The organism is Citrobacter sp. RHB20-C16 (genome assembly GCF_013890155.1).
Taxonomy (GTDB): Bacteria; Pseudomonadota; Gammaproteobacteria; order Enterobacterales; family Enterobacteriaceae; genus Citrobacter_A; species Citrobacter_A amalonaticus.
Genome location: NZ_CP057630.1, coordinates 306,374 through 330,417, shown reverse-complemented (window position 1 = coordinate 330,417; position 24,044 = coordinate 306,374). Strand labels below are relative to the sequence as shown.

The following is a 24,044-nucleotide window of genomic DNA, read 5'->3' as shown; positions in this document are numbered from 1 at the left end:
TCAGACCGTGATTTTATCCACAAGTTCAATGCAACGTTGTGTATAAATTACGCACAAATTGTGACATGAAGATGAAAAGTGGGGAAGAGACAACAGGAACTCTTTCCCTGCGAACGGAAACCCATTGCAGGGAAAGATTATATCACGGTTTTTTTAATCAGGAGTAAAGTGACGTAAATGTTGAACCGTCGCGAGCCACGCCGCCACCCAGCCGATCATCGAGCAAACCAGCAGCAGTAACAGGCACTCATCGAACGATAAGCCATTGAGATCAAACTTCGTTCCGAAAACTTGCGCCACTTCCGTGACCGCCGACGACAGTCGTAACACCAAAATTTCTGACAAAATCAGTGAAAGAAATGCGCCAGAAAAACCGAGCAATGCGCCGCCGTACAAGAACGGACGCAGGATAAATCCATCCGTCGCACCAATCAGTTTTTGCACGTTAATCGTATCGCGACGGGCAAAGATGCTCAGCCGCACGCTGTTACCAATGACGAGGAAGACGGCGGCAACCATCAGCACACCAATCATCGCCGACACTCGCCCGACCAGACCGGTCAGCGCCGCCAGACGGGCAAACCAGCTGTCGTCCATCCGCACTTCATCAATCCCGTTAATACGAGAGACGCGGTCGCGCAGCGTATTCAGCGAATCGGTGCTCTGGAAGTCGAGTTTCGGGATCACCACCGCCACCGCAGGCAAGGGGTTCTCTTCCAGCATATCCAGCGCGCCGCCGAAACCGGACCAGTTGCGGAATTCGCCGAGGGCATCTTCACGAGAAAGGTAATTCACCTTCTCCACACCCTGCTCAGCCTGCAACTGGGCGACGACGCCTGCCGCCGCATCATCATCCAGCGTTTTTTGCAGATAAACGGTGATCTGCGGAGACGGGTAATACTGCGTCGCTGCCTGGTTAACGTTTTTGTAGACCATGTAGCAGACGCTCGGCAGAGTCAGGGAGATGGCAATCACCATCACCGTCAGAAACGTCGCCAGCGGTTTGCTTTTCAGATCCTGTAACGCGCCCTGGAACGCATAGCGCACCTGCTCGTTAAAGACGTTGGTTTTACGTGAGTTCGGCTTTGGCGACGGTTTCGCCCGCTTCGGCGCGTTACGTCCACCGTCACCGGAGGAGCCGCCGGAACGACGAAAACGGTCCAGCCGTCCGCCGAACTGTTTGATTTGATTGATAGCGTCGCGCTTATTCACGGGCTTCGCCTCCATGCAAATGGCCATCACTCAGGGTAAGCATACGGTACGACCGACGGGAAATGAGCCCGATGTCGTGCGTCGCCATCAGCACCGTCACCCCGACGCGGTTAAACTCTTCGAACAGACGCAGAATCCCTTCCGACAGCGCGTCATCCAGGTTACCGGTCGGTTCATCCGCCAGCAGTACCGCTGGCTTGTTCACCACCGCACGGGCGATCCCGACACGCTGCTGTTCCCCCCCGGAGAGCTGAATCGGGAAGTTTTTCGCTTTGTCCAGCAGTCCAACCTTGTCCAGCGCCGCCGATACGCGACGACGAATATCATCCCCGCTGGCACCGGCGATAATCAGCGGGATCGCCACATTGTCGAATACCGTTCGGTCCATCAACAGGTGGTGATCCTGGAAAATCATGCCGATCTGACGACGCAAAAACGGCACTTCACGGTTTTTCAGTCGCGTGATGTCATGCCCACTGAAGAGGATTTTCCCGGCGCTGGGCCGCTCAATCCCACAGATAAGCTTCAGCAGGGTACTTTTCCCCGCGCCGGAGTGGCCGGTCAGAAACGCCATCTCGCCCGGCTGCATATGGAATGTGACCCCTTGCAGCGCTTGTCTCCCACCGAGATAGGCCTTGCTGACATGTTCAAAGCGAATCATTGTTAATCCTCTCGGGCAAAAAGTGCCTCTATAAAATCGTCCGCCTTAAACGGACGTAAATCCTCGATACGTTCGCCCACACCAATATAGCGGATAGGGATGCCAAACTGATCGGCCACCGAGAAGATCACCCCACCTTTCGCCGTACCGTCCAGCTTGGTCAGGGTAATACCGGTCAGGCCCACCGCTTCATGGAACAGTTTGGCCTGGCTTATCGCATTCTGCCCGGTGCTGGCATCAAGCGTCAGCATAACTTCATGCGGCGCGTCTTCGTCCAGTTTCTTCATCACGCGAACGATTTTTTTCAGTTCTTCCATCAGGTGCGATTTGTTTTGCAGACGACCTGCGGTATCGGCAATCAGCACATCAATGTGACGCGCCTTCGCGGCCTGAATGGCGTCGAAGATAACGGAAGCGGAATCCGCGCCGGTATGCTGGGCAATCACCGGAATATTGTTACGCTGACCCCAGACCTGCAACTGTTCGACCGCTGCGGCGCGGAACGTATCGCCCGCCGCCAGCATCACGGATTTCCCTTGCTGTTCAAACTGGCGCGCCAGCTTACCGATGGTGGTGGTTTTCCCCACCCCATTCACGCCGACCATCAGAATAACAAACGGCGTTTTACCTTCAACGTTCAGCGGTTCATCGACTTTCGCCAGAATCTCGCCCATCTCGTCTTTCAGCAGTCCGTACAGCGCTTCAGCATCTTTAAGCTGTTTGCGGCTGGCGCCTTCCGTCAGATTGGCGATGATTTTGCGCGTGGTTTCCACGCCCACATCGGCAATCAGCAGTTGTTCTTCCAGCTCTTCAAACAGATCATCGTCGATTTTTTTACCACGGAACAGACTGATAAATCCGGAACCGAGGTTTTCTTTGGTTTTCAGTAAGCTGCGTTTCAGACGCGCGAAAAAACCTTCTTTGGTCGGTTTTTCCTGTTCCTGAATCATCTCTTCGACAGGCGCGTCTTTTTCCGCCAGCGGAACGATCATTTGCGCGTCTTCCGCCGCTTCCGCCGCCAGCGCTTGTGCTTCCAACTCTTCGTCGGTCAGTTCCGGTTCGTTTTGCGCCTCTTCTTCTACCGCTTCAACAATCTCAACGGTTTCCGCTTCGGCCTGCCACTCTTCGGCGGAGGTTTCCTCTTCGGCTTTCACCTCTTCCGGCAACGGCAGCTCTTCGTGCGCAACGGCAATCTGCGGCTCAACCTGCGCGTCAACATGCTCTTTCGCGACAGCGGGTTCTGCTGACTGGATGGTTTCGATTTCCTGAACCTGTTCCGTCACCTCAACCACTTCCTCAGCAAAGGCTTCAGCCTCTTCTTTGCTGTGAAGCGGCGCTTGCGCTTCTACGTCAGCCGCCGTTTCAACGGGTTCGTCGGACGGTAATTGCGCTTCAACACCCTGCTGATCTTCGGTTTTTTGTTCTTGTTCCTGCTCTTTTTCACCAAAGCCCAGCCAGGAAAAGAAGCCACGTTTTTTCTGTTTTGCCATCTGCGATTACGCTCCTGGGGACTCATTCTCTTGCCGCTTTGAGGCATCCTGAATGATTTTGTGTATAGACGCTAAAAAAAATGATGAAATAGTCTATCACTTTACTTAATCCACATCACCGCCTGGAATCATCTGCACGCGGCGGTTTGAGCAACAGAAATGAAAAAAACGAATCACTCAGGTAGCGGCCAAATCCGCATTATTGGCGGACAATGGCGCGGCCGCAAACTCCCGGTCCCCGATAGCCCTGGTCTCCGTCCGACAACGGATCGCGTGCGTGAAACGCTGTTTAACTGGCTGGCACCGGTGATAGTAGAAGCCCAATGTCTGGACTGTTTTGCCGGAAGCGGCGCACTGGGGCTGGAAGCACTATCACGCTATGCCGCTGGCGCCACGCTGCTGGAGAGGGATCGCGCAGTCTCTCAGCAGTTACAAAAGAACCTGGCTACGCTGAAAGCAGGGAATGCAAAAGTCGTTAACACGAATACCCTGACATTCCTGACGCAGTCAGGCACGCCGCATAACGTGGTATTTGTCGATCCGCCGTTTCGTAAAGGGTTACTGGAAGAAACTTTAAACCTGCTGGAAACTCACGGCTGGCTGGCGGATGTTGCCTGGATTTACGTGGAAAGCGAAGTGGAAAACGGTCTGCCGCCCGTGCCGACGAACTGGTCATTGTACCGGGAAAAAATCGCCGGGCAGGTCGCGTACCGTTTGTATCAACGCGAAGCACAAGGAGAAAGCGATGCTGATTAATCTTGGTCGACTACTGATGCTCGGCGTGTGGGCATTCTTATTGTTAAACCTGGTGCAACCCTTCCCGCGACCGCTCAACATCTTCGTTAACGTCGCCCTCGTGTTCATGGTACTGATGCACGGCATGCAGCTGGCGCTACTGAAGTCCACCCTGCCCAAAGACGGACCGCAAATGACCACCGGCGAGAAAGTCCGTATTTTCCTGTTTGGCGTGTTTGAGCTGCTGGTCTGGCAGAAGAAGTTTAACGTTAAAAAGTAATACGGCATGAAGGTGCCGGATAGCGCTTCGCTTATCCGGCTTACCCAGGTGAGCGGTTTCCCGTCTTATGGCTGAGCAACAAACTCGACGAAGCGCGACCCTTTGTAGCTTAGCGTCCCTTTATCCCCCACCGTCAGCGCATGATACTGACGCGCCTCCAGGCGGAAGGTCTTTTCCAGCCCGCCGTTCTTTGGTTTAAAGCTCACCTCATAGCGCATACTGGTTCCCGCTGGCGTGACCTGCTGCTGTCGGGAACGTCGGTCGTTGATGGGTTTTTCACGTTTATTGCTGACCACCATTTGCGCCTGACGAAGCGGTGCCGCATCGTTATCGGCTTTTTCCCGCCGCTGCTGCATAAAGCGGAATGAGGCGGCAACAATAATTAACACAATGATAATAATGAAGAAAAGTGGCGGCTTACTCATATTGATAACCCATCAGAAAATGCGGAAATAAGCATACCCTGCCCGTTATGGTGTTGTCATCAGGCGGTCGCGGCCTCTACACTGAACATCAGGGTTGTGAGCATACCGCTTACGAAAAAATAACGAATTCAAGGAACTATGATGCTTTGGTCGTTTATCGCTGTCTGCCTTTCCGCATGGTTATTTGTGGATGCCTCCTACCGTGGACCCGCCTGGCAACGCTGGGTCTTTAAACCCGTCACCTTATTACTCCTGCTGTTACTGGCCTGGCAGGCGCCGATGTTCAACGCCGTGAGCTATCTGGTGCTGGCCGGTCTTTGCGCCTCACTGGTTGGCGATGCGCTAACATTATTGCCGCGTCAGCGACTGCTCTATGCGATTGGCGCCTTTTTCCTCTCGCACCTGTTGTACACCATCTATTTTGCCAGCCAGATGACGCTCTCTTTCTTCTGGCCGCTACCGCTGGTGCTGATGGTACTGGGCGCGCTGCTGATTGCGGTGATCTGGACGCGCCTTGAAGAACTGCGCTGGCCGGTGTGTACCTTTATCGCCATGACGCTGGTGATGGTCTGGTTAGCCGGTGAGCTGTGGTTTTTCCGCCCCACCGCACCTGCGCTGTCGGCGTTTTTGGGCGCGTCGCTGCTGTTCATTGGCAACATCGTCTGGCTGGGCAGTCATTACCGCTGTCGTTTCCGCGCGGACAACGCTATCGCCGCCGCCTGCTACTTTGCCGGGCACTTCCTGATCGTCCGCTCGCTTTATCTCTAATAACGCTTGACTCTGGAGTCGACTCCAGAGTGTATCCTCCGGTTAATGAGAAAATTATCATCAACCGGAGGATGCCATGTCGATACCTGCTCACAATGGCAAAAAAGCCCCACAATTTTCATCTTTCAAGCCAGCTCCCACGCCGCAGAAGCCCGATGACTGCTGCTGCGAAGGCGCATGCTCAGCCCCTGAACCTATTGTTGAAACGGTAAAAGGCACCCGCTATAGCTGGAAAGTATCCGGGATGGACTGCGCCGCCTGCGCCCGCAAAGTAGAAAACGCGGTGCGCCAGGTCAGCGGCGTCAACCAGGTTCAGGTGCTGTTTGCCACCGAGAAACTGGTCGTCGACAGCAACGGCGATCTACGCCAGCAAATCGAGCATGCGGTGCAAAAAGCGGGTTACACCCTACGCGATGAACAGGCGAAGGAAGAAACGCCTGAATCCCGCTTTAAAGAGAACCTGCCGCTGCTCACGCTTCTCGTCATGATGGCGCTCAGTTGGGGGCTGGAGCAGTTCAACCATCCGTTCGGCCAACTGGCATTTATCGCCACGACGCTGGTCGGCCTGTTCCCGATTGCCCGCCAGGCGCTACGGCTGATAAAAACCGGCAGTTGGTTTGCCATTGAAACGCTGATGAGCGTCGCGGCTATCGGGGCGCTGTTCATCGGTGCCACAGCAGAAGCGGCAATGGTATTGCTGCTGTTCCTGATTGGCGAACGCCTCGAAGGCTGGGCCGCCAGTCGCGCCCGCAAAGGGGTCAGCGCGCTGATGGCGCTGAAACCGGAAACCGCGACACGTCTGCGCGACGGCGTACGCGAAGAGGTGGCGATCAACACGCTGCAACCGGGCGACATCATTGAAGTCGCTGCCGGGGGACGTCTCCCTGCCGACGGTAAACTGGTCTCTGGTTTTGCCAGTTTTGATGAGAGTGCGTTGACGGGAGAATCGATCCCGGTGGAACGCGCCACCGGTGAAAAAGTCCCGGCGGGGGCGACCAGCGTGGACCGTCTCGTCACGCTGGAAGTGCTCTCTGAACCGGGTGCCAGCGCGATTGACCGCATTCTGAAGTTAATCGAAGAGGCCGAGGAGCGTCGTGCGCCAATCGAGCGTTTTATCGACCGCTTCAGCCGAATTTATACGCCGGCGATTATGGCCATCGCCCTGCTGGTGACGCTCGTCCCGCCGCTGCTGTTCGCGGGATCCTGGCAGGAGTGGATTTATAAAGGGTTAACGCTGCTGCTGATCGGCTGTCCGTGTGCGCTGGTCATCTCTACACCGGCAGCCATCACTTCTGGACTGGCGGCAGCAGCTCGTCGCGGGGCATTGATTAAAGGCGGCGCGGCGCTGGAACAGTTGGGCCGTATCACCCAGGTCGCCTTTGATAAAACCGGGACGTTGACCGTCGGGAAACCGCGCGTCACGGCAATTCATCCGGCCACCGGCGTCAGTGAGTCTGAACTGCTGGCGCTGGCAGCGGCTGTCGAGCAAGGCGCAACGCATCCACTGGCGCAGGCCATTGTGCGCGAAGCACAAACCGCAGGGCTGACGATCCCGTCCGCCGAAGGGCAACGGGCGCTGGTAGGGTCAGGGATTGAAGCGCAGGTGAATGGCGAAAGCGTTCTGATTTGCGCTGCCGGGAAACGTCCTGCCGACGCCTTTGCCGGAGAGATTAATCAGCTTGAAAGCGCCGGGCAGACGGTCGTTCTGGTCCTGCGCAATGAGACCGTGATCGGCGTCATCGCCCTGCAGGATACGCTACGCAACGATGCTCGCACCGCCATCCGCGAACTGAACGCGCTGGGCGTGAATGGTGTGATCCTGACTGGCGATAACCCGCGCGCGGCAGCCGCCATTGCTGGCGAGCTGGGTCTGACGTTTAACGCCGGGCTGCTACCGGAAGATAAAGTGAAGGCGGTCACCACGCTCAATCAACAGTCGCCGCTGGCAATGGTGGGGGATGGCATTAACGATGCGCCGGCGATGAAGGCCGCCGCTATCGGGATCGCGATGGGTAGCGGCACCGATGTGGCGCTGGAAACGGCGGACGCCGCACTGACGCATAACCGCCTTACCGGGCTGGTGCAGATGATCCAACTGGCGCGTGCGACCCACGCCAATATCCGTCAGAACATCACCATTGCGCTGGGACTGAAGGGGATATTTCTTGTCACCACGCTGCTCGGAATGACTGGCCTGTGGCTGGCGGTGCTGGCGGATACCGGGGCAACGGTGCTGGTTACCGCTAACGCGCTGCGGTTGTTACGTAAAGGGTAACGTGTTTTTGCCGGATGGCGCTAACGCTTATCCGGCATAACAAGATTACTGGCCTTTACGCACCAGATAGCGGTACGGCAGGGAGTCGGTCTCTTTTGCCACCAGCTCATGCTCCATAAACGTACAGAAGCCGGGAATGTCGCGGGTGGTCGCCGGATCGTCCGCCACAATCAGCAGCGTTTCGCCGGTCTGCATGTTACGTACGGTTTTACGCACCATCATCACCGGTTCCGGGCAGCGGAGCCCCTGGGCATCAAGAGTATGGTCGGGAGAGGAAAACAGATCGCTCATCGTGGTCTCATTCACTAAAAAAACGGCTGTAGTTTACGCTCAGTTCGGAAGTAAGCCAATCAGGTTAACGATTGCGTGAAAAATAGCCATTGCAATGCCACCGCAAAGCAGTATTATGCGGCGGCCTGAAAAAAGGAAGACGCGTTATAGGTGCCATCAGTTTGTTTAAGGTCAGCGCACAGCGCCCGGAGCGTACACGTCGTACGTGAGGAGCGCGAGCACTGCACGAGAGCAAAATGGCAAGTAAAATAGCATCTGGCACGAATTGGGTTCCCTCACCCCAATCATCAATTAAAAAGGTACAATATGGCTCCGTTCACACAATCGCAGCGCGTAAAAGCGTTGTTCTGGCTATCGCTATTCCATCTGCTGGTGATCACCTCCAGTAACTATCTGGTCCAGCTCCCGGTCTCCATTTTTGGTTTCCATACCACATGGGGTGCGTTTAGCTTTCCGTTTATTTTCCTCGCTACCGATCTGACCGTGCGCATTTTTGGCGCGCCATTGGCCCGTCGAATTATCTTTGCGGTGATGATGCCAGCGTTGCTGATCTCTTATGTGATTTCGTCGCTGTTCTATATGGGATCCTGGCAGGGATTCGGGGCACTGATGCACTTCAATCTGTTTGTCGCCCGTATCGCAGTCGCCAGCTTTATGGCCTACGCACTGGGACAAATTCTCGATGTGCATGTCTTTAACCGCCTGCGACAGAACCGCCGCTGGTGGATGGCCCCGACCGCCTCAACGCTGTTTGGCAACGTCAGCGATACCCTTGCCTTTTTCTTCATTGCCTTCTGGCGCAGTCCGGATGCCTTCATGGCCGAGCACTGGATGGAAATCGCCATCGTCGATTACTGTTTCAAAGTGCTGATCAGCATCCTGTTCTTCCTGCCGATGTATGGCGTATTGCTGAATATGTTGCTGAAAAAACTGGCAGATAAATCTGAAATCCCGGCGATGCAGACAAGTTGAGCTAAAGGTTCCTTTTCCGGGTTGTGATAAGATGAACGGATGCGCCGTTATGGCCGTTTATCGAAAGGAAGAAGTCAATGCGTAATCTGGTTAAATATGTCGGTATTGGCCTGCTGGTTATGGGGCTGGCGGCCTGTGATAATAGTGATACAAAAGCGCCGGCAGAAGGCACGGCGGCAGAAAGCAACGCAACCGGTCAGCCGGTTTCTCTGCTGGATGGCAAACTGAGTTTCTCACTGCCGGCAGATATGACGGACCAGAGTGGCAAGCTGGGTACGCAGGCCAACAATATGCACGTCTACTCTGACGCGACCGGCCAGAAAGCGGTGATTGTCATCGTCGGTGATAACACCAACGAAGCGCTGTCTGTGCTGGCAAAACGCCTTGAAGATCAGCAGCGCAGCCGTGACCCGCAGTTGCAGGTGGTGACCAACAAATCCATCGAGCTGAAAGGTCACACGCTGCAACAGTTAGACAGCATCATCTCGGCGAAAGGCCAGACCGCTTACTCTTCTGTGGTGCTGGGAAAAGTCGATAACCAACTGCTGACTCTGCAAATTACGCTGCCAGCGGACGACCAGCAGAAAGCGCAGACGGCCGCTGAAAACATCATCAATACGCTGGTTATTCAGTAACCATCAGGACGACGAGACGGCCTCTGGCGATTCCTGCAGAGGCCGTTTTTTTAACCGCCAGGTTAGCAGCAACGCAACCGCCACCAGCCCTGCCGCCACCAAGTAAATGACCGGCACGCCAGCCCAGGTCATCACCAGCCCAGCCAACGGTCCCGTCACCCCCAGCGACAGATCCATAAACACCGTATACGTCGCCAGCGCCGAGCCCTGATTCTGCTGCGGCACCGCTTTGACCGCCACCACGCCAAGCGCCGGGAAGACCAGCGAAAAACCCATTCCTGTCAGCAGCACACCGATTTTTGCCATCCACGGCATCATCGCCACTCCCACCAGCAGCAGTCCGACTATCTCGACGCTAAAGCAGATCATCGCCACATTCAGACCGCCCAGACGATTGATGCCGTTGGGAAACAGCAAACGCGTTCCGACAAACGCACAGCTAAACAGGGTGAGCGCGAATGCCGCGCCATCCCAGCCTTTGGCGTCATAGAACAGCGTGATAAAGGTGGCTATCACCCCGAAACCCGCCGAGGCCAGCGCCAGGGCCATTCCGTATAGCCAGACGCGTCCAAGCACCGCGCGAAACGGCAAAGGCTTCCCTTTGCTCGCTTTCACCGCAGGGCGCGGAATCGCTAACAAAATGGCCAGCAGCGCGATTCCCATAATAATCAGCGCTAAACCCTGTAGTCCGCCCCAACGGTAAAACAGCACGCCGAGCGGTGCGCCGACCGCCATCGCCCCGTAAGTCACAATACCGTTCCAGGAGATCACCCGCCCGATGTGCAACGAGCCCACCACGCCAACACCCCATAGCGTCGAGCCGGTCCCGGCGAAACTCTGTCCAATCCCCAGAATCACGCGGCCCAGACACAGCAGCAGCAAACTGACAACCGGCCAGCTACTGGCGCTTCCTGCCAGAAAATAGCCCGCCCCGCTGAGAAAACAGCCGCACAGGCCAAAAACCACAATCTTTTTTGGCCCGAGCAGATCAGCATAGCGTCCGGCATGAGGGCGACTGAGCAAAGTCGCGAAGTATTGCAGGCTGATGACCAGCCCCGCCCAGAAGGCGCTAAACCCCATAACATCATGCACATAGCCAGGCAAAACCGCGAGCGGCAGGCCGATGGTCAGGTAGCTGGCACAGTTGAACATCACAACAGAAACAATGCGCAGATTGAGGCGCAATCCAGTAAGCGCCGGTTCAGCGACGGGTTCGGGCATGGGGATCACCACGTTTTTACAACAATGTTTCATTTCTACCACGCCACGCCGGGAAAATCAGCAGCCAGATTAGGAATATCGGCAGCCAGCGAGCCGCTACACTTAATGAAAATCAAAAAAGGATGTAAACATGACAACCCCTCAACCCGACAAAGCCGGTCTACATATTCTGCTCAAACTGGCCTCGCTGGTCGTCATTCTCGCCGGGATCCACGCCGCCGCAGATATCATTGTGCAACTATTACTGGCGCTCTTTTTCGCCATTGTCCTCAATCCACTGGTCACCTGGTTTATCCGGCGGGGAGTGAAACGCCCGGTGGCGATCACCATTGTGGTGGTCGTGATGCTGTTCGTGCTCACCGCGCTGATTGGCGTGCTGGCGGCCTCGGTGAATGAATTTATTGCCATGCTGCCGAAATACAACAAGGAGCTGACACGTAAGCTTTTGTATCTGCAAGATATGATGCCATTTCTGAATCTGCATATGTCGCCAGAGCGCATGTTGCAACGCATGGATTCGGAGAAAATTGTCACCTTCACCACCACGCTGATGACCGGCCTCTCGGGGGCGATGGCCAGCGTTGTGTTGTTGGTGATGACGGTTGTCTTTATGTTGTTTGAGGTCCGCCATGTGCCCTACAAAATGCGTTTTGCACTGCACAATCCGCAAATCCACATCGCCGGACTGCACAGGGCGCTGAAGGGGGTCTCTCACTATCTGGCGTTGAAAACGCTGCTCAGCCTGTGGACCGGGGTCATTGTCTGGTTGGGGCTGGAACTGATGAACATTCAGTTTGCCCTGATGTGGGGAGTGCTGGCGTTCCTGCTGAACTATGTACCCAATATTGGCTCGGTGATTTCCGCCGTTCCACCGATGGTTCAGGCGCTGCTTTTCAACGGCGTTTATGAGTGTGTGCTGGTGGGGGCGCTGTTCCTGGTGGTCCATATGGTATTGGGCAACATGGTTGAACCGCGCATGATGGGGCATCGCCTGGGCATGTCGACGCTGGTGGTGTTCCTTTCTTTACTGATCTGGGGCTGGTTGCTCGGCCCGGTGGGGATGTTGCTCTCCGTTCCCCTGACCAGCGTCTGTAAAATCTGGATGGAGACCACAACGGGCGGCAGCAAACTGGCAATATTACTGGGCCCTGGGCGACCGAAAAATCGATTACCGGGATAAACCCGCCCTACCAACCAGGGTAGTTTTATTCCCTTACCGGTGAAAGTATTATAAGGCGCGCTTTTGTTACCTGGATGTTTCAATAAGCGCGGTTTCCTTCGCGAAATGAGTTCCAGGTTTTTCCGCAGTGCATTTAATTCAAATTAAATGGTATCGACAATTTAATTTAAGTGAAAATTAACTAATACCATGATAATCCGGAAGATAAACGTCTTCAGCCTGCATGAATTAATTTCAGAATTTTCACGGTGTCCCGTCAAAGTTAACATTAAAAATAGTCGGTATCATTGTAACTAAAACGCAATTCAGAAATGCATTCAACGTTAATATAAATAGTAATTTTGATAGGGAGTTTTCATGAAACAATACATTAAGTGGTTTGCGGCGATTGCCGTTGTCGGTGCGCTGGCAGGTTGTGCGCGTACTGCCCCCATCGATCAGGTGCACTCTTCGGTGACCGCAGGCCATACTCAGGATCAGGTGAAAAACGCGATCCTGAAAGCAGGCGTTCAGCGTAAATGGATCATGACGGAAGCGGGTCCGGGCGTGATCAAAGCGCGTCAGCAGTCTCGCGACCACGTTGCAGAAGTGCGTATTACCTACACCGCCTCCAGCTACGATATCAAATACGACAGCAGCTTCAACCTGCAGGCTTCTGGCGGTAAAATTCATAAAAACTACAACCGTTGGGTCCGTAACCTGGATAAAGATATTCAGTTGAACCTGTCTGCGGGTGCGGGTCTGTAATATCTCCTAAAGTCGGGTCGTTTGCGGCCCGATAACCTCTTTTTGTCTTTTAACAGGTTGTACTCGCTATGTACGAACAGGACTCCCTCAGCGCACTGGATGCGATCACGGAAGCGCAGCGTATCGCCTTCGCCCCCATGCTGTTTCAAACCGCACTTTGCCTGCGAAATGCTGATGTGCTGGCGTATCTTGACCGCCAGGGAAAACAGGGTGCAACACTGGAAGAGATCACCGAAAACAGTCACGTTAACGAATATGCAGTCGGTGTCTTGCTGGATATGGGATTAAGCGGACGCATCATCACCCATAAAGCGGGACGCTATTATCTGGCGAAAATCGGACATTTCCTTTTGCATGACACGATGACTCGCGTGAATATGGATTTCACCCACGACGTCTGTTATCAGGGATTGTTCTTTTTAGAGAATGCTCTGAAAGAAGGAAAACCGTCCGGGTTAAAAGTGTTTGGCGACTGGCCAACTATTTATCCGGCATTGTCGCAATTACCGCCGTCCGCGCGTGAAAGTTGGTTCGCCTTCGATCATTACTATTCTGACGGGGCGTTTGACGCCGCATTACCGCATGTATTCGCCAGTTGTCCTGCAACCCTGTACGATGTAGGCGGAAATACGGGAAAATGGGCAATACGCTGTAGTCAATTCGACGAAAATATCGCGATAACGTTATTAGATTTGCCACAACAAATTGCACTTGCCCGCGAAAATATCGAAAATGCAGGATTATCCGATCGCATCGGTTTTCATGCGGTGGATATGCTTGGCGATACGCCTTTACCCACTGAGGCCGATATCTGGTGGATGAGTCAATTTCTTGACTGTTTTTCACCGGAGCAAATTGTCGCCATGCTCAGCAAGGTTGCCCGTGTGATGAAACCCGGCGCAAGACTGTGCATTATGGAGCTGTTCTGGGATGCGCAGCGTTTTGAAGCCGCCTCATTCAGTTTGAATGCGTCTTCGCTTTATTTTACCTGCATGGCGAACGGCAACAGCCGTTTCTACAGCGCAGAGAAATTTTATGGCTATCTGGACAAGGCAGGGTTCCAGGTGGACGAACGCCACGACAACTTAGGCGTTGGACATACCTTATTGATATGTCAAAAGAAAAAATAACAAAGTAGCACCTGAACGCTACTGGAATCACCGGTTTACCGCGGACGCGCGTTGATGAAATTCTCACTAAACATTACCGACTGGCGGGCGATGGCGCCAGGTCTGAGCGAATTGATACAGTGGCTGCAATGGTCACGGCATCCGCACGCCATCGATCCGTCGGCGGCACAAGGCAAACTGCGTGAACTGCCGATGATGACCGCCCGTCGTCTAAGCTCCGGCAGTAAACTGGCCGTCGAGTGCGGACTGGCGATGTTGCGTCGCCACGATATTGATGCGGTGCTATACACCAGTCGCCACGGAGAGCTCGAACGTAACTACCGGATTCTGCACGCGCTGGCGACAGAACAGGCGCTCTCGCCGACCGATTTTGCCCTGTCGGTACACAATTCAGCGGTGGGCAACCTGACTATCGCGGCTAAACACCCTATCGTCTCGTCATCACTTTCCGCCGGGCGCGATACCTTCCAGCAGGGGCTATGTGAAGTCATCTGCCTGCTACAGGCGGGTTATCAGCGCGTGCTGATGGTCGATTTCGACGGTTTTCTTCCCGAGTTTTACCACCCGCGCCTTCCGGAAAATATCCCAACCTGGCCGTACGCTACCGCGCTGGTCTGCGAAGCAGGTAACGACTGGGTGTGTCAGAGCGAACCGGCTCAGGCTGGCGCTGAAACGCCACTCCCGCAAAGCCTGTTGTTTTTACAGCACTATTTGCAGAATTCCCGCTCGTTTAGCCTTCCGGGTGAGCGAGTGAACTGGCACTGGAGTCGGTCATGAAAGGGGTTATCTCCACGCTGAACCGACTCTGGCGAATCGCCATGACCGGCTTCTGCTTCGCCCTCTTCGGACTCGGCGGGCTGCTGCTTTCGGTCGTCTGGTTTAACGTTTTATTAGTGTTCGTATGGGACAATGCCCGGCGTCGCCGCATTGCCCGACGCAGCATTGCCGCCAGCTTCCGTCTCTTTTTAACGGTAACCCGAGTGCTGGGCGTGCTGGATTATCAGATGAACGGGGTGGATATTTTGCGTCAGGAACGCGGATGTCTGGTGGTCGCCAATCACCCCACCCTGATCGATTATGTCCTGCTGGCGTCGGTAATGCCCGAAACAGACTGTCTGGTGAAGAGCGCGCTGCTGAAGAACCCGTTCCTCAGCGGCGTAGTGCGTGCTGCGGATTATCTGGTGAACAGTCAGGCCGACGCCCTGTTACCGGCCAGTCAGCAACGCCTGGCGCAGGGCGATACGATTTTAATTTTCCCCGAAGGCACCCGCACTCGCCCCGGCGAGACCATGACGCTGCAACGCGGCGCGGCGAATATCGCCGTGCGCTGCGGCAGCGATATTCGCGTGGTGACCATCCATTGCAGCCAGCGCATGCTGGATAAAGAAAGCAAATGGTATCAGGTGCCGCCCGTAAAACCGCTGTTTACCGTCGAGGTACGCGAGCGGGTAAAGATCGACCACTTTTACGACGCAAATTTACAAGAACCGGCGCTGGCGGCAAGACAGCTAAACCGGCATCTTTTGCTTCAATTACAACCAGGTACGTTACCTCTCTCAGGAATTAATGATGCAAGCGCTTTATCTTGAAATTAAAAATCTCATCATAACAACATTGAATCTGGACGAACTGTCAACAGACGACATTGACACCGAGGCGGCGCTGTTTGGCGACGGCCTGGGGCTGGACTCGATTGATGCCCTGGAACTGGGACTGGCGGTAAAAAATCAGTACGGCGTGGTGCTGTCTGCGGAAAGTGAAGAGATGCGCCAGCACTTCTTCTCCGTCGCCACGCTGGCATCGTTCATTAATGCGCAACGTGCCTGAGGAGAGTCCGTTATGACCGATCAACACGCCATTTATAACGAAGTCTCTGCGCTGCTGGTTAAGCTGTTTGAGATAGACCCGCAGGAGATCAAACCTGAAGCGCGTCTGTACGACGATCTTGAGCTGGACAGCATCGACGCCGTCGACATGATCGTCCATCTGCAAAAGAAAACCGGTAAGAAGATCAAACCGGAAGAGTTCAAAGCCGTACGCACCGTGCAGGATGTCGTTGACGCGGTAGAACGCCTGCTTAAAGAAGCCTGATTCGCCGTGTCGGGCGTTCGCGCGTTGCCTGTGCTGACAGGCGTGCTGCTGCTTGCCTGGCCTTTCCTGATTTGGTTTGGCCTGGCGCACCACAGCCTGCAGTGGTTACTGCCGCTGATGGCACTATTGCTGTTCTTACGCTTTCGCCAGACCCAGCGACAGGCGGGTCCGCTGCGCGTCGTCACCCAGGTGGTGGCCGCAGTGGGTATCACCCTGTGCGTCGCCAGCTACCTGCTTAAAACCCATCAGCTTCTGCTGTTTTATCCGGTTGTGGTGAATGCCGTCATGCTTGCCGTTTTTGGCGGTTCGCTCTGGTCATCGATGCCAATCGTTGAACGACTGGCGCGACTGCGCGATCCCCAACTCCCGGCTGTGGCGGTGCGTTACACCCGCCGGGTGACGCAGATCTGGTGCGCCTTTTTTATCTTCAACGGCGGCGTGGCGTTGTTTACCGCCCTCCACGGCGATATGGCAATGTGGACCGCATGGAATGGCATGATTGCCTACCTGCTGATGGGGTTACTGATGGGCAGCGAATGGCTGGTACGCCATTGGATGATGAATCGAGACTTGCAATGAAACAGACCCTGACGCTTGCCGAATGGCTCACCTCCCCCCGTCCAGCGAACACGCCTGTCGCCTGGCAGGATGAACGCCACTGGACGCTCGGTCACTTGCGCCACGATGTCGCGGAGTTGATGACACGCCTGCAACAGCAAAAAGGCGATCGCTGGGCGCTCTGTTTTGAAAACAGCTATCTGTTTATTGTCGCGCTGCTGGCGACCCTGCATGCGGGGAAAACACCCGTGATCCCGGGGCATAACCGCGTCTCTTTGCTCGACGAACAGCGGGCGTTGTTTGACGGCGTACTGAGCGATAAAACGCTCGGCTGGCAGGGGCCGCTGTGGGTGGTTAGCTCAGCAATGACGCTCAACGATGAAGCGTGCCTCTTCCCGCCCCTGCGCCACGATGCATATGTCGAGCTGTTTACCTCCGGCTCGACGGGGCAACCGAAGCGCATCGTCAAACCCATTGCCCGTCTGGACCATGAAGCCGAACTGCTGGCGGCGCGCTTTGCCGACCGCCTGGCGGGGTGCAGAGTGGTAGCCTCCGTCGTGCCGCAGCATCTGTACGGTCTGACGTTTCGTATTTTCCTGCCAATGGCGCTCGGTCTGCCGCTGCATGCGGCCATGCTCTACTATGCGGAGCAACTGGCTGCGTTGGGTCACGAACATCGCTATGTGTTTATCAGCAGCCCGGCGTTTTTAAAACGTCTCGACCACCAGCTTCCCGCACCGCCGGTGGCAATGATTTTGTCGGCTGGCGGCATGTTACCGTGGCAGGACGTCACGCAAACCGCCGCCTGGCTGAACGTCTGGCCGGATGAAATCTACGGCAGCACCGAAACCGGTATTCTGGCCTGGCGCTATCGCCAGCAGGAGAATGTCACCTGGCTGCCTTTCCCCGGCGTGTCATTTACCGCAGAAGATGCTGCATTTCGTGTCTTTTCTCCGCTGATTGCCGACGCTAACGGTCTGCTGCTCGACGATATCCTGCAGTTTGAACCAAACGGTCAGTTCCGCCTGATGGGACGCCGTGGACGGGTCGTCAAAATTGAAGAGAAGCGAATTTCGCTCAGCGAAGTCGAACAACGCCTGCTGGAGCTAAAGGGCATCCGCGAGGTCGCCGCCCTGCCGATCACCCGTGGCGGTCGCCAGGGCGTGGGCGTACTGCTGGTACTGGATGACGAGGCGCGCCAGCGCTGGCAGAACAGCGGTGGAAAAACCCAGGAGCTGTCGTGGCGGCGAGCGCTGCTACCGTGGCTCGAGCCGGTCGCCGTACCGCGTTACTGGCGGGTGATCGACGAAATCCCGGTCAACAGTATGAATAAGCGTGTCTATGCGCAATTACAGGAGTTGTTTCATGATACCCCATGAAATTGAGCGCCATCAGGCACAGCCCCAACAGGTTGAGATCGTTTTGCATCTCGATCCTTCTCTTTTTTGGTTTAGCGGCCATTTTGCCGTGCAGCCGCTGCTGCCGGGCGTCGCGCAGATGGACTGGGTGATGCACTATGCCACCACTCTGCTCGCTCCCGGCTGGCGTTTTCACAGCATTCAGAACGTGAAGTTCCAGGCACCACTGCTGCCGGAAAACACCGTCACGCTAACGCTGAGCTGGCAGGAAGCGCGTCAGATCCTGACGTTCAGCTATCAACGCCACGATGGCGACGCGCGCCATACCGCCAGCAGCGGGAAGATCCGGCTATGTCGTTAACCTTTTCCCCCTGCGTGCTGATCCCCTGCTATAACCACGGCGCCATGATGCCGCGTGTCCTGACACGCCTGCAGCCGTTTAATCTGCCGTGTATTGTGGTGGACGACGGCAGCGATGCCGCCACGCAGCAGGAACTGGACAGGCTTGCCGAGGACACCTCCGGTCTGACCTTAATCCGTCTGGCGGAAAATGCCGGAAAAGGCGCGGCGGTGATCCGCGGATTAGAGGCGGCGGCAGAGGCCGGATTTACCCATGCCGTCCAGGTCGATGCCGACGGTCAACATGCCATTGAAGACATTCCAAAACTGCTGGAACTGGCGCAGGCCCATCCCGCCGCGCTGATCTCCGGACAGCCGATTTATGATGATTCCATTCCCCGTTCGCGTCTGTACGGGCGCTGGATAACCCATGTCTGGGTATGGATTGAAACCCTTTCCCTGCAACTGAAAGACAGTATGTGCGGCTTTCGTGTATACCCTGTCGCCCCCACTCGCCAGCTGGCGCAGCGGGTAACGCTCGGTAAGCGAATGGATTTTGACACCGAAGTGATGGTGCGTCTCTGGTGGCAGGGCACCCCCAGCTATTTTGTCCCGACTCGCGTGACCTATCCGCCGGACGGGCTGTCGCACTTCGATGCTTTCAAAGATAACTGTCGCATTTCGCTAATGCATACGCGCCTGTTCTTCGGCATGTTGCCGCGCATCCCGTCACTGCTGCTGCGTCGAACGTCGCCGCACTGGGCGCGCCAGCAGGAGGTGAAAGGGCTGTGGGGAATGCGCCTGATGCTGCTGGTCTGGCGGCTGCTGGGACGCAAAGCGTTCACCTTGCTGCTGTATCCGGTGGTCGGTGTTTACTGGCTGACGGTGTCCACCGCTCGCCGGGCCTCACAGAACTGGATCGCCCGCGTGCGTGAGCAATTGGCCGCGCGGCAGAGACCGGTGCCGGCTAACCTCACCAGCTACCAACACTTCCTGCGTTTTGGTAACGCGATGCTCGATAAAATCGCCAGTTGGCGCGGTGAACTGCATTTTGGTCGCGACGTGGTGTTTGCGCCAGGGGCTGAAGCAGCGCTGAATGTGACCGATCCTCGCGGCAAGCTGCTGCTGGCCTCGCACCTGGGCGATGTTGAAGCCTGTCGCGCGCTGGCGCAGTTGCAGGGCAGCAAAACCATCAACGCGCTGGTGTTCAGCGATAATGCCCGGCGTTTTAAGCAGATTATGGAAGAGATGGCCCCGCAGGCCGGACTCAACCTGATCCCAGTGACCGGCATCGGCCCGGACACCGCCATTGCGCTCAAAGAGAAGCTGGAGCGCGGGGAATGGATTGCTATTGTCGGCGATCGCATTGCGGTCAATCCCCAACGTGGCGGCGATTGGCGCGTCTGCTGGAGTCGTTTCATGGGGCAAGCCGCCCCGTTCCCGCAGGGGCCATTTATCCTCGCATCGATTTTGCGCTGCCCGGTGGATCTCCTCTTTGCCCTGCGTCAGCAGGAGAAGCTGTGCATTCACTGCGAGCCGTTCGCCGATCCGCTGCTCTTGCCGCGCGCCGAACGCCAGCAGGCGCTACAGCAGACCATCGACCGCTATGCCGAACGTCTTGAACATTACGCGTTACAGTCGCCGCTCGACTGGTTTAACTTTTTCGATTTCTGGCAATTGCCGGAACCCAAAAACAAGGAGTAAAGGGTGCTGAACGATCCCCGCTTTACGGCTGAAGTCGAGCTGACCATTCCGTTTCATGACGTCGACATGATGGGCGTGGCGTGGCACGGCAACTACTTCCGTTACTTCGAAATTGCCCGCGAAGCGCTGCTTAACCAGTTCGACTATGGCTATCGCCAGATGAAAGCCTCCGGCTACCTGTGGCCCGTGGTGGATACCCGCGTGAAATACCGCCATCCGCTGACCTTTGAGCAGCGCATTCGCGTGCGAGCGCGTCTGGAAGAGTTCGAAAACCGCCTGCGCATTGGCTATGAAATTTTCGATGCCGAAAGCGGGAAACGCGCGACGACAGGCTACACCATTCAGGTCGCGGTGGAAGAGAAAAGCCGCGAAATGTGCTTCGTCTGCCCGGACATTCTGTTTGAACGAATGGGGGTGACGCCATGAGGTTTCTGCCGCTGCTGGCACTGCTCGTCAGCCCGTTCGTCAGCGCCCTGACACTGGATGAACTGCAACAGCGCTTTACCGAACAGCCGGTGATCCGCGCGCATTTCGATCAAACCCGGACGATAAAAGATCTGCCGCAGCCGCTGCGATCCGCAGGAACAATGTTGATCGCCCGCGACCAGGGGCTTTTGTGGGATCAAACCCGTCCGTTCCCGATGCAATTGCTGCTGGACGATACGCGAATGGTGCAGGCCATCAACGGTCAGCCGCCGCAGACTATCACCGCCGATAACAACCCGCAGATGTTCCAGTTTAACCACCTGCTGCGCGGGCTGTTTCAGGCCGACCGCAAAGTGCTGGAGCAAAACTTCCGCGTGGAGTTTGCAGATCGCGGAGAGGGCCGCTGGACGCTACGCCTGACGCCTGTCACCACGCCACTGGATAAGATCTTTGCCACCATCGACCTGGCCGGAAAAACCTATCTGGAACGTATTGAGCTAAACGACAAACAGGGCGACCACACGGATATCGTGCTTTCCCAACACCAACTGACGCCTGCGCAACTGACTGATGACGAACGCCAACGCTTTGCCGCACAGTAAACGCCCCGCACTGTTATGGGGAATCGCCTGCATCATGATGCTGGGCGTGTTGCTGATGTTGCTGCCTCAGGCGCGGCTCAACAGCAGCGTGCTGGCGATGCTGCCAAAACAGGCGCTGGGGGCGATTCCGCCTGCCCTGAATGACGGCTTTATGCAGCGTCTTGACCGCCAGCTGGTCTGGCTGGTCAGTCCCGGTAAAAAGGCGGACCCGACAATCGCCCGTAACTGGCTGGCGATGCTGCAACAATCACAGGCGCTGGCTGAGGTAAAAGGCCCAATGGATGCCAACAGCCAACAGGCGTGGGGCGCGTTCTTTTGGCAGCACCGCAACGGTTTGATCGACCCGCAAACTCGCGCCCGTCTACAAAACGGCGGCGACGCGCAGGCGCAATGGATCCTGTCTCAGCTCTATTCCGCGTTTTCCGGCGTCAGCGGTAAAGAGCTGCAAAACGACCCGCTAATGCTGATGCGCGGCTCACAACTGGCGATGGCCGAAAATGGTCAGCGTCTGCGGCTGATGGACGGCTGGCTGGTGGCGCAGGATCGCGAGGGAAATTACTGGTATCTGCTGCATGGCGAACTGGCCGGTTCGTCGTTCGATATGCAACAGACGCATCATCTGGTGACCACGCTCAGCGCGCTTGCAGAGGCGCTGAAAGCGCGCTATCCCCAGGCGCAGCTACTGTCGCGTGGCACGGTATTCTACAGCGATTACGCCAGCCAACAGGCAAAACAGGATGTCTCCACGCTTGGCGTGGCGACATTGCTGGGCGTGCTGCTGCTGATTGTCGCGGTGTTCCGCTCGCTGCGCCCGCTGCTGCTGTGTCTGCTGTCGATTGGCATTGGCGCGCTGGCGGGAACCGTCGTCACGCTGCTGTTCTTCGGTGAACTGCATCTGATGACGCTGGTGATGAGCATGAGCATCATCGGCATCTCCGCCGACTACACGTTGTATTACCTGACCGAACGGATGGTGCATGGCGCGGAAACCTCGCCCTGGCAAAGTCTGGCAAAAGTGCGAAATGCCCTGCTGCTGGCGCTGCTGACCACCGTCGCGGCCTACCTGATTATGATGCTCGCCCCCTTCCCCGGCATTCGCCAGATGGCGGTATTTGCGGCGGCAGGACTGAGCGCCTCGTGCCTGACGGTGATTTTCTGGCATCCGTGGCTGTGTCGCGGGCTACCGGTGCGTCCGGTTCCGGCGATGGTACTGATGCTGCGCTGGCTTGCCGCCTGGCGACGCAATAAAACGCTCTCCGTCGGTTTGCCGGTGGCACTCGCGCTTTTCTCACTGGCTGGTCTGGCGACCCTACGCGTGGATGATGATATCTCCCAGTTGCAGGCGCTGCCGCAGCACATTCTGGCGCAGGAAAAAACCATTACTACGCTTACCGGACAGAGTGTCGATCAGAAGTGGTTTGTGGTGTACGGCGACTCCGCCCAGCAGACGCTGGAACGGCTGGAAGCCTTTGTCCCCGCGCTGGCGCAGGCGAAAAAAGAGAGACTGCTCAACGGCTATCGCACGATCCCGTTGAATTCACTGGCCCGTCAGCAGCAGGATCTCGCCTTGCTGAAAAACGCTGCACCCACGGTCATTCAGGCCCTGAACAACGCCGGGCTGACGACGGTCAATCCCGATCTAGCCCCTATGCCGGTAACCGTTGACGCCTGGCTTGCCAGCCCGGCCAGCGAAGGTTGGCGACTGTTGTGGTTGAGCCTGCCCGACTGTGAAAGCGGTGTACTGGTGCCCGTGGAAGGCGTGACCCAGAGCGCTGCGCTCAACGCGCTTAGCGAGAAATATCCCGGTGTCGCGTGGGTCGATCGCAAAAGCACCTTTGACAACCTGTTTGCACTGTATCGCAACGTACTGACCGGTTTATTGTTTATCGCGCTGGCGGTAATTGCCTGCGGCGCGATCGCGCGGTTGGGCTGGCGCAGAGGATTGGTCAGCCTCGTGCCGTCGGTGCTCTCTTTGGGCTGCGGTCTGGCGGTGCTGGCATTGAGCGGGCATGCGGTCAATCTGTTCTCGCTGTTGGCGCTGGTACTGGTGCTGGGGATCGGCATTAACTACACGCTGTTTTTCAGTAATCCGCGTGGGACGCCGCTCACTTCCCTGCTGGCTATCACGCTGGCGATGATGACCACTCTGCTGACGCTCGGCATGCTGGTCTTTAGCGCCACCCAGGCGATCAGCAGTTTTGGCATTGTGCTGGTCAGCGGCATTTTTACCGCGTTCCTGCTTTCCCCTCTGGCGATGCCGACGAAAAGAGAGAAAAAACGAAAATGATTAAACATCTTTTTGCCGGATGGCGGCTACGCCTTATCCGGCCTGGCGGGTCAACAGGTTGGCGTAGACCCAATAAGCGTAGCGCCATCGCGCAGTTAGCGCTGGGCCTCTTTGCGCTGTTACTCACCGGCTGCAGCCACTCGCCAAAAGATCAGCAAGGCCGCCCGCAGGCGTGGCTGGAGCCAGGTACGCGGGTGACACTGCCTGCGCCGGGCATCTCTCCGGCAGTGAACGCTCAACAGTTGCTCACCGGCAGCTTTAACGGCAAAACCCAGTCGCTGCTGGTGATGCTGAATGCCGATGATAAAAAAATCACGCTGGCGGGGCTGTCGTCGGTGGGTATTCGTCTGTTCCTCGTCACTTACGATGACAAAGGGTTGCACACCGAGCAGTCCATCGTGGTTCCACAATTGCCGCCCGCCAGTCAGGTGCTGGCTGACGTCATGCTCAGCCACTGGCCGATTAGCACCTGGCAGCCGCAGTTGCCGAAAGGCTGGACGTTGACGGACAGCGGCGACAGGCGTGAACTGCGTAATGCTCGCGGCACGCTGGTGACCGAAATCACCTACCTGAACCGCAAAGGCAAGCGCGAGCCGATCAGCATCGAACAGCATGTCTTTAAATACCACATCACCATTCAATATCTGGGTGACTGAT

Annotated in this window: 27 protein-coding genes; 21 read left to right on the top strand and 6 right to left on the bottom strand. The window is 56.3% G+C overall.

Going from position 1 to position 24,044, the window contains the following annotated elements; translation table 11 throughout:
* Window positions 1-153: 153 nt before the first annotated feature.
* The 3 genes from ftsX to ftsY are packed head-to-tail and all read right to left on the bottom strand — an operon-like array spanning window position 154 to window position 3,363.
* Complete coding sequence (gene ftsX / locus HVX64_RS01530; RefSeq protein WP_042998480.1) at window positions 154-1,212, bottom strand: permease-like cell division protein FtsX; 1,059 nt, start codon at window positions 1,210-1,212, stop codon at window positions 154-156.
* Window positions 1,205-1,873 (bottom strand): cell division ATP-binding protein FtsE, encoded by a 669-nt coding sequence (gene ftsE / locus HVX64_RS01525; protein ID WP_042998481.1) that lies wholly within the window; start codon window positions 1,871-1,873, stop codon window positions 1,205-1,207. The genes ftsX and ftsE overlap by 8 nt, the downstream gene beginning before the upstream one ends.
* Before the next feature lie 2 nt (window positions 1,874-1,875).
* Window positions 1,876-3,363 (bottom strand): signal recognition particle-docking protein FtsY, encoded by a 1,488-nt coding sequence (gene ftsY, locus HVX64_RS01520; RefSeq protein WP_044253580.1) that lies wholly within the window; start codon window positions 3,361-3,363, stop codon window positions 1,876-1,878.
* A gap of 159 nt (window positions 3,364-3,522) precedes the next feature.
* Between ftsY and rsmD the strand changes: the two genes are divergently transcribed.
* Together rsmD and HVX64_RS01510 are read left to right on the top strand one after the other, a co-directional pair.
* A complete protein-coding gene (rsmD, locus tag HVX64_RS01515) occupies window positions 3,523-4,119 on the top strand; it encodes a 16S rRNA (guanine(966)-N(2))-methyltransferase (RefSeq protein WP_042998483.1) in 597 nt (198 codons plus the stop codon).
* The gene (locus tag HVX64_RS01510; protein WP_042998484.1) at window positions 4,109-4,378 is read left to right on the top strand and encodes a DUF1145 family protein; all 270 of its coding nucleotides are present in this window, start codon (window positions 4,109-4,111) and stop codon (window positions 4,376-4,378) included. The genes rsmD and HVX64_RS01510 overlap by 11 nt, the downstream gene beginning before the upstream one ends.
* A 65-nt stretch (window positions 4,379-4,443) precedes the next feature.
* On the opposite strand, the gene HVX64_RS01505 is transcribed toward HVX64_RS01510, so the two are convergent.
* The gene (locus tag HVX64_RS01505) at window positions 4,444-4,803 is read right to left on the bottom strand and encodes a DUF2500 domain-containing protein (protein WP_181825218.1); all 360 of its coding nucleotides are present in this window, start codon (window positions 4,801-4,803) and stop codon (window positions 4,444-4,446) included.
* 141 nt (window positions 4,804-4,944) lie between these two features.
* Here HVX64_RS01505 and HVX64_RS01500 point away from each other — a divergent pair, with 141 nt between their 5' ends.
* Both HVX64_RS01500 and zntA read left to right on the top strand, forming a co-directional pair.
* Window positions 4,945-5,571 (top strand): lysoplasmalogenase, encoded by a 627-nt coding sequence (locus HVX64_RS01500; protein WP_044253586.1) that lies wholly within the window; start codon window positions 4,945-4,947, stop codon window positions 5,569-5,571.
* A 76-nt stretch (window positions 5,572-5,647) separates the two neighbouring features.
* Window positions 5,648-7,846: a Zn(II)/Cd(II)/Pb(II) translocating P-type ATPase ZntA gene (gene zntA / locus HVX64_RS01495; protein WP_042998487.1), complete on the top strand. Its 2,199-nt coding sequence runs from the start codon at window positions 5,648-5,650 to the stop codon at window positions 7,844-7,846.
* Window positions 7,847-7,891: 45 nt separating this feature from the next.
* Here zntA and tusA read toward each other — a convergent pair whose 3' ends face one another.
* Window positions 7,892-8,137, bottom strand: coding sequence for a sulfurtransferase TusA (gene tusA, locus HVX64_RS01490; RefSeq protein WP_042323034.1), 246 nt, complete (start codon window positions 8,135-8,137; stop codon window positions 7,892-7,894).
* A 306-nt stretch (window positions 8,138-8,443) separates the two neighbouring features.
* Between tusA and HVX64_RS01485 the strand changes: the two genes are divergently transcribed.
* Both HVX64_RS01485 and HVX64_RS01480 read left to right on the top strand, forming a co-directional pair.
* On the top strand, window positions 8,444-9,109 hold the full coding sequence (locus HVX64_RS01485; protein WP_042998489.1) for a 7-cyano-7-deazaguanine/7-aminomethyl-7-deazaguanine transporter: 666 nt from the start codon (window positions 8,444-8,446) through the stop codon (window positions 9,107-9,109).
* A gap of 77 nt (window positions 9,110-9,186) precedes the next feature.
* Window positions 9,187-9,744, top strand: a complete 558-nt coding sequence (locus HVX64_RS01480; RefSeq protein WP_044253589.1) for a DcrB family lipoprotein — start codon at window positions 9,187-9,189, stop codon at window positions 9,742-9,744.
* Between the two features lie 3 nt (window positions 9,745-9,747).
* On the opposite strand, the gene HVX64_RS01475 is transcribed toward HVX64_RS01480, so the two are convergent.
* A complete protein-coding gene (locus HVX64_RS01475; protein ID WP_072040054.1) occupies window positions 9,748-10,998 on the bottom strand; it encodes an MFS transporter in 1,251 nt (416 codons plus the stop codon).
* Window positions 10,999-11,095: 97 nt separating this feature from the next.
* Between HVX64_RS01475 and HVX64_RS01470 the strand changes: the two genes are divergently transcribed.
* The 15 genes from HVX64_RS01470 (at window position 11,096) to HVX64_RS01400 (ending at window position 24,043) form a co-directional block, all read left to right on the top strand.
* Complete coding sequence (locus tag HVX64_RS01470; protein WP_044253594.1) at window positions 11,096-12,145, top strand: AI-2E family transporter; 1,050 nt, start codon at window positions 11,096-11,098, stop codon at window positions 12,143-12,145.
* Between the two features lie 369 nt (window positions 12,146-12,514).
* A complete protein-coding gene (locus tag HVX64_RS01465; RefSeq protein ID WP_125340073.1) occupies window positions 12,515-12,892 on the top strand; it encodes a hypothetical protein in 378 nt (125 codons plus the stop codon).
* Between the two features lie 68 nt (window positions 12,893-12,960).
* Window positions 12,961-14,022 carry a methyltransferase gene (locus HVX64_RS01460; RefSeq protein ID WP_044253599.1) on the top strand — a complete coding sequence of 354 codons (1,062 nt, stop codon included), beginning with the start codon at window positions 12,961-12,963 and terminating at the stop codon, window positions 14,020-14,022.
* A gap of 54 nt (window positions 14,023-14,076) precedes the next feature.
* Window positions 14,077-14,799 (top strand): beta-ketoacyl synthase chain length factor, encoded by a 723-nt coding sequence (locus HVX64_RS01455; RefSeq protein WP_044253602.1) that lies wholly within the window; start codon window positions 14,077-14,079, stop codon window positions 14,797-14,799.
* Complete coding sequence (locus HVX64_RS01450) at window positions 14,796-15,611, top strand: lysophospholipid acyltransferase family protein (RefSeq protein WP_042998496.1); 816 nt, start codon at window positions 14,796-14,798, stop codon at window positions 15,609-15,611. Before HVX64_RS01455 ends, HVX64_RS01450 begins: the two co-directional genes overlap by 4 nt.
* The gene (locus tag HVX64_RS01445; protein WP_042998497.1) at window positions 15,592-15,849 is read left to right on the top strand and encodes a phosphopantetheine-binding protein; all 258 of its coding nucleotides are present in this window, start codon (window positions 15,592-15,594) and stop codon (window positions 15,847-15,849) included. The genes HVX64_RS01450 and HVX64_RS01445 overlap by 20 nt, the downstream gene beginning before the upstream one ends.
* Window positions 15,850-15,861: 12 nt before the next feature.
* Window positions 15,862-16,113 carry an acyl carrier protein gene (locus HVX64_RS01440; RefSeq protein WP_042998498.1) on the top strand — a complete coding sequence of 84 codons (252 nt, stop codon included), beginning with the start codon at window positions 15,862-15,864 and terminating at the stop codon, window positions 16,111-16,113.
* A gap of 6 nt (window positions 16,114-16,119) precedes the next feature.
* On the top strand, window positions 16,120-16,692 hold the full coding sequence (locus HVX64_RS01435) for a hypothetical protein (protein ID WP_044253606.1): 573 nt from the start codon (window positions 16,120-16,122) through the stop codon (window positions 16,690-16,692).
* A complete protein-coding gene (locus tag HVX64_RS01430; protein ID WP_044253609.1) occupies window positions 16,689-18,050 on the top strand; it encodes an AMP-binding protein in 1,362 nt (453 codons plus the stop codon). The genes HVX64_RS01435 and HVX64_RS01430 overlap by 4 nt, the downstream gene beginning before the upstream one ends.
* The gene (locus HVX64_RS01425) at window positions 18,037-18,390 is read left to right on the top strand and encodes a beta-hydroxyacyl-ACP dehydratase (protein WP_042998501.1); all 354 of its coding nucleotides are present in this window, start codon (window positions 18,037-18,039) and stop codon (window positions 18,388-18,390) included. The genes HVX64_RS01430 and HVX64_RS01425 overlap by 14 nt, the downstream gene beginning before the upstream one ends.
* Window positions 18,381-20,072, top strand: coding sequence for a glycosyltransferase (locus tag HVX64_RS01420; protein WP_044253611.1), 1,692 nt, complete (start codon window positions 18,381-18,383; stop codon window positions 20,070-20,072). The genes HVX64_RS01425 and HVX64_RS01420 overlap by 10 nt, the downstream gene beginning before the upstream one ends.
* A 3-nt stretch (window positions 20,073-20,075) precedes the next feature.
* The gene (locus tag HVX64_RS01415) at window positions 20,076-20,498 is read left to right on the top strand and encodes a thioesterase family protein (RefSeq protein ID WP_042998503.1); all 423 of its coding nucleotides are present in this window, start codon (window positions 20,076-20,078) and stop codon (window positions 20,496-20,498) included.
* A complete protein-coding gene (locus HVX64_RS01410) occupies window positions 20,495-21,100 on the top strand; it encodes an outer membrane lipoprotein carrier protein LolA (protein ID WP_044253614.1) in 606 nt (201 codons plus the stop codon). The genes HVX64_RS01415 and HVX64_RS01410 overlap by 4 nt, the downstream gene beginning before the upstream one ends.
* Window positions 21,069-23,387, top strand: a complete 2,319-nt coding sequence (locus HVX64_RS01405; RefSeq protein WP_044253616.1) for an MMPL family transporter — start codon at window positions 21,069-21,071, stop codon at window positions 23,385-23,387. The genes HVX64_RS01410 and HVX64_RS01405 overlap by 32 nt, the downstream gene beginning before the upstream one ends.
* Entirely contained in the window at window positions 23,384-24,043 is a 660-nt protein-coding gene (locus HVX64_RS01400) for a DUF3261 domain-containing protein (RefSeq protein WP_080721653.1), read from the top strand. The genes HVX64_RS01405 and HVX64_RS01400 overlap by 4 nt, the downstream gene beginning before the upstream one ends.
* Window position 24,044 lies beyond the last annotated feature (1 nt).

Bases quoted from the DNA above. Each gene is read 5' to 3' on its own strand.
- HVX64_RS01460 (WP_044253599.1), top strand. From the start codon at position 12,961: ATGTACGAACAGGACTCCCTCAGCGCACTGGATGCGATCACGGAAGCG.
- HVX64_RS01410 (WP_044253614.1), top strand. From the start codon at position 20,495: ATGAGGTTTCTGCCGCTGCTGGCACTGCTCGTCAGCCCGTTCGTCAGC.
- HVX64_RS01400 (WP_080721653.1), top strand. From the start codon at position 23,384: ATGATTAAACATCTTTTTGCCGGATGGCGGCTACGCCTTATCCGGCCT.
- HVX64_RS01510 (WP_042998484.1), top strand. From the start codon at position 4,109: ATGCTGATTAATCTTGGTCGACTACTGATGCTCGGCGTGTGGGCATTC.
- rsmD (WP_042998483.1), top strand. From the start codon at position 3,523: ATGAAAAAAACGAATCACTCAGGTAGCGGCCAAATCCGCATTATTGGC.
- zntA (WP_042998487.1), top strand. From the start codon at position 5,648: ATGTCGATACCTGCTCACAATGGCAAAAAAGCCCCACAATTTTCATCT.
- HVX64_RS01485 (WP_042998489.1), top strand. From the start codon at position 8,444: ATGGCTCCGTTCACACAATCGCAGCGCGTAAAAGCGTTGTTCTGGCTA.
- HVX64_RS01445 (WP_042998497.1), top strand. From the start codon at position 15,592: ATGCAAGCGCTTTATCTTGAAATTAAAAATCTCATCATAACAACATTG.
- HVX64_RS01425 (WP_042998501.1), top strand. From the start codon at position 18,037: ATGATACCCCATGAAATTGAGCGCCATCAGGCACAGCCCCAACAGGTT.
- HVX64_RS01450 (WP_042998496.1), top strand. From the start codon at position 14,796: ATGAAAGGGGTTATCTCCACGCTGAACCGACTCTGGCGAATCGCCATG.
- HVX64_RS01470 (WP_044253594.1), top strand. From the start codon at position 11,096: ATGACAACCCCTCAACCCGACAAAGCCGGTCTACATATTCTGCTCAAA.
- ftsY (WP_044253580.1), bottom strand. From the start codon at position 3,363: ATGGCAAAACAGAAAAAACGTGGCTTCTTTTCCTGGCTGGGCTTTGGT.
- HVX64_RS01430 (WP_044253609.1), top strand. From the start codon at position 16,689: ATGAAACAGACCCTGACGCTTGCCGAATGGCTCACCTCCCCCCGTCCA.
- HVX64_RS01475 (WP_072040054.1), bottom strand. From the start codon at position 10,998: ATGAAACATTGTTGTAAAAACGTGGTGATCCCCATGCCCGAACCCGTC.
- ftsE (WP_042998481.1), bottom strand. From the start codon at position 1,873: ATGATTCGCTTTGAACATGTCAGCAAGGCCTATCTCGGTGGGAGACAA.
- HVX64_RS01500 (WP_044253586.1), top strand. From the start codon at position 4,945: ATGCTTTGGTCGTTTATCGCTGTCTGCCTTTCCGCATGGTTATTTGTG.
- HVX64_RS01480 (WP_044253589.1), top strand. From the start codon at position 9,187: ATGCGTAATCTGGTTAAATATGTCGGTATTGGCCTGCTGGTTATGGGG.
- tusA (WP_042323034.1), bottom strand. From the start codon at position 8,137: ATGAGCGATCTGTTTTCCTCTCCCGACCATACTCTTGATGCCCAGGGG.
- HVX64_RS01420 (WP_044253611.1), top strand. From the start codon at position 18,381: ATGTCGTTAACCTTTTCCCCCTGCGTGCTGATCCCCTGCTATAACCAC.
- HVX64_RS01505 (WP_181825218.1), bottom strand. From the start codon at position 4,803: ATGAGTAAGCCGCCACTTTTCTTCATTATTATCATTGTGTTAATTATT.
- HVX64_RS01440 (WP_042998498.1), top strand. From the start codon at position 15,862: ATGACCGATCAACACGCCATTTATAACGAAGTCTCTGCGCTGCTGGTT.
- HVX64_RS01455 (WP_044253602.1), top strand. From the start codon at position 14,077: ATGAAATTCTCACTAAACATTACCGACTGGCGGGCGATGGCGCCAGGT.
- HVX64_RS01405 (WP_044253616.1), top strand. From the start codon at position 21,069: ATGACGAACGCCAACGCTTTGCCGCACAGTAAACGCCCCGCACTGTTA.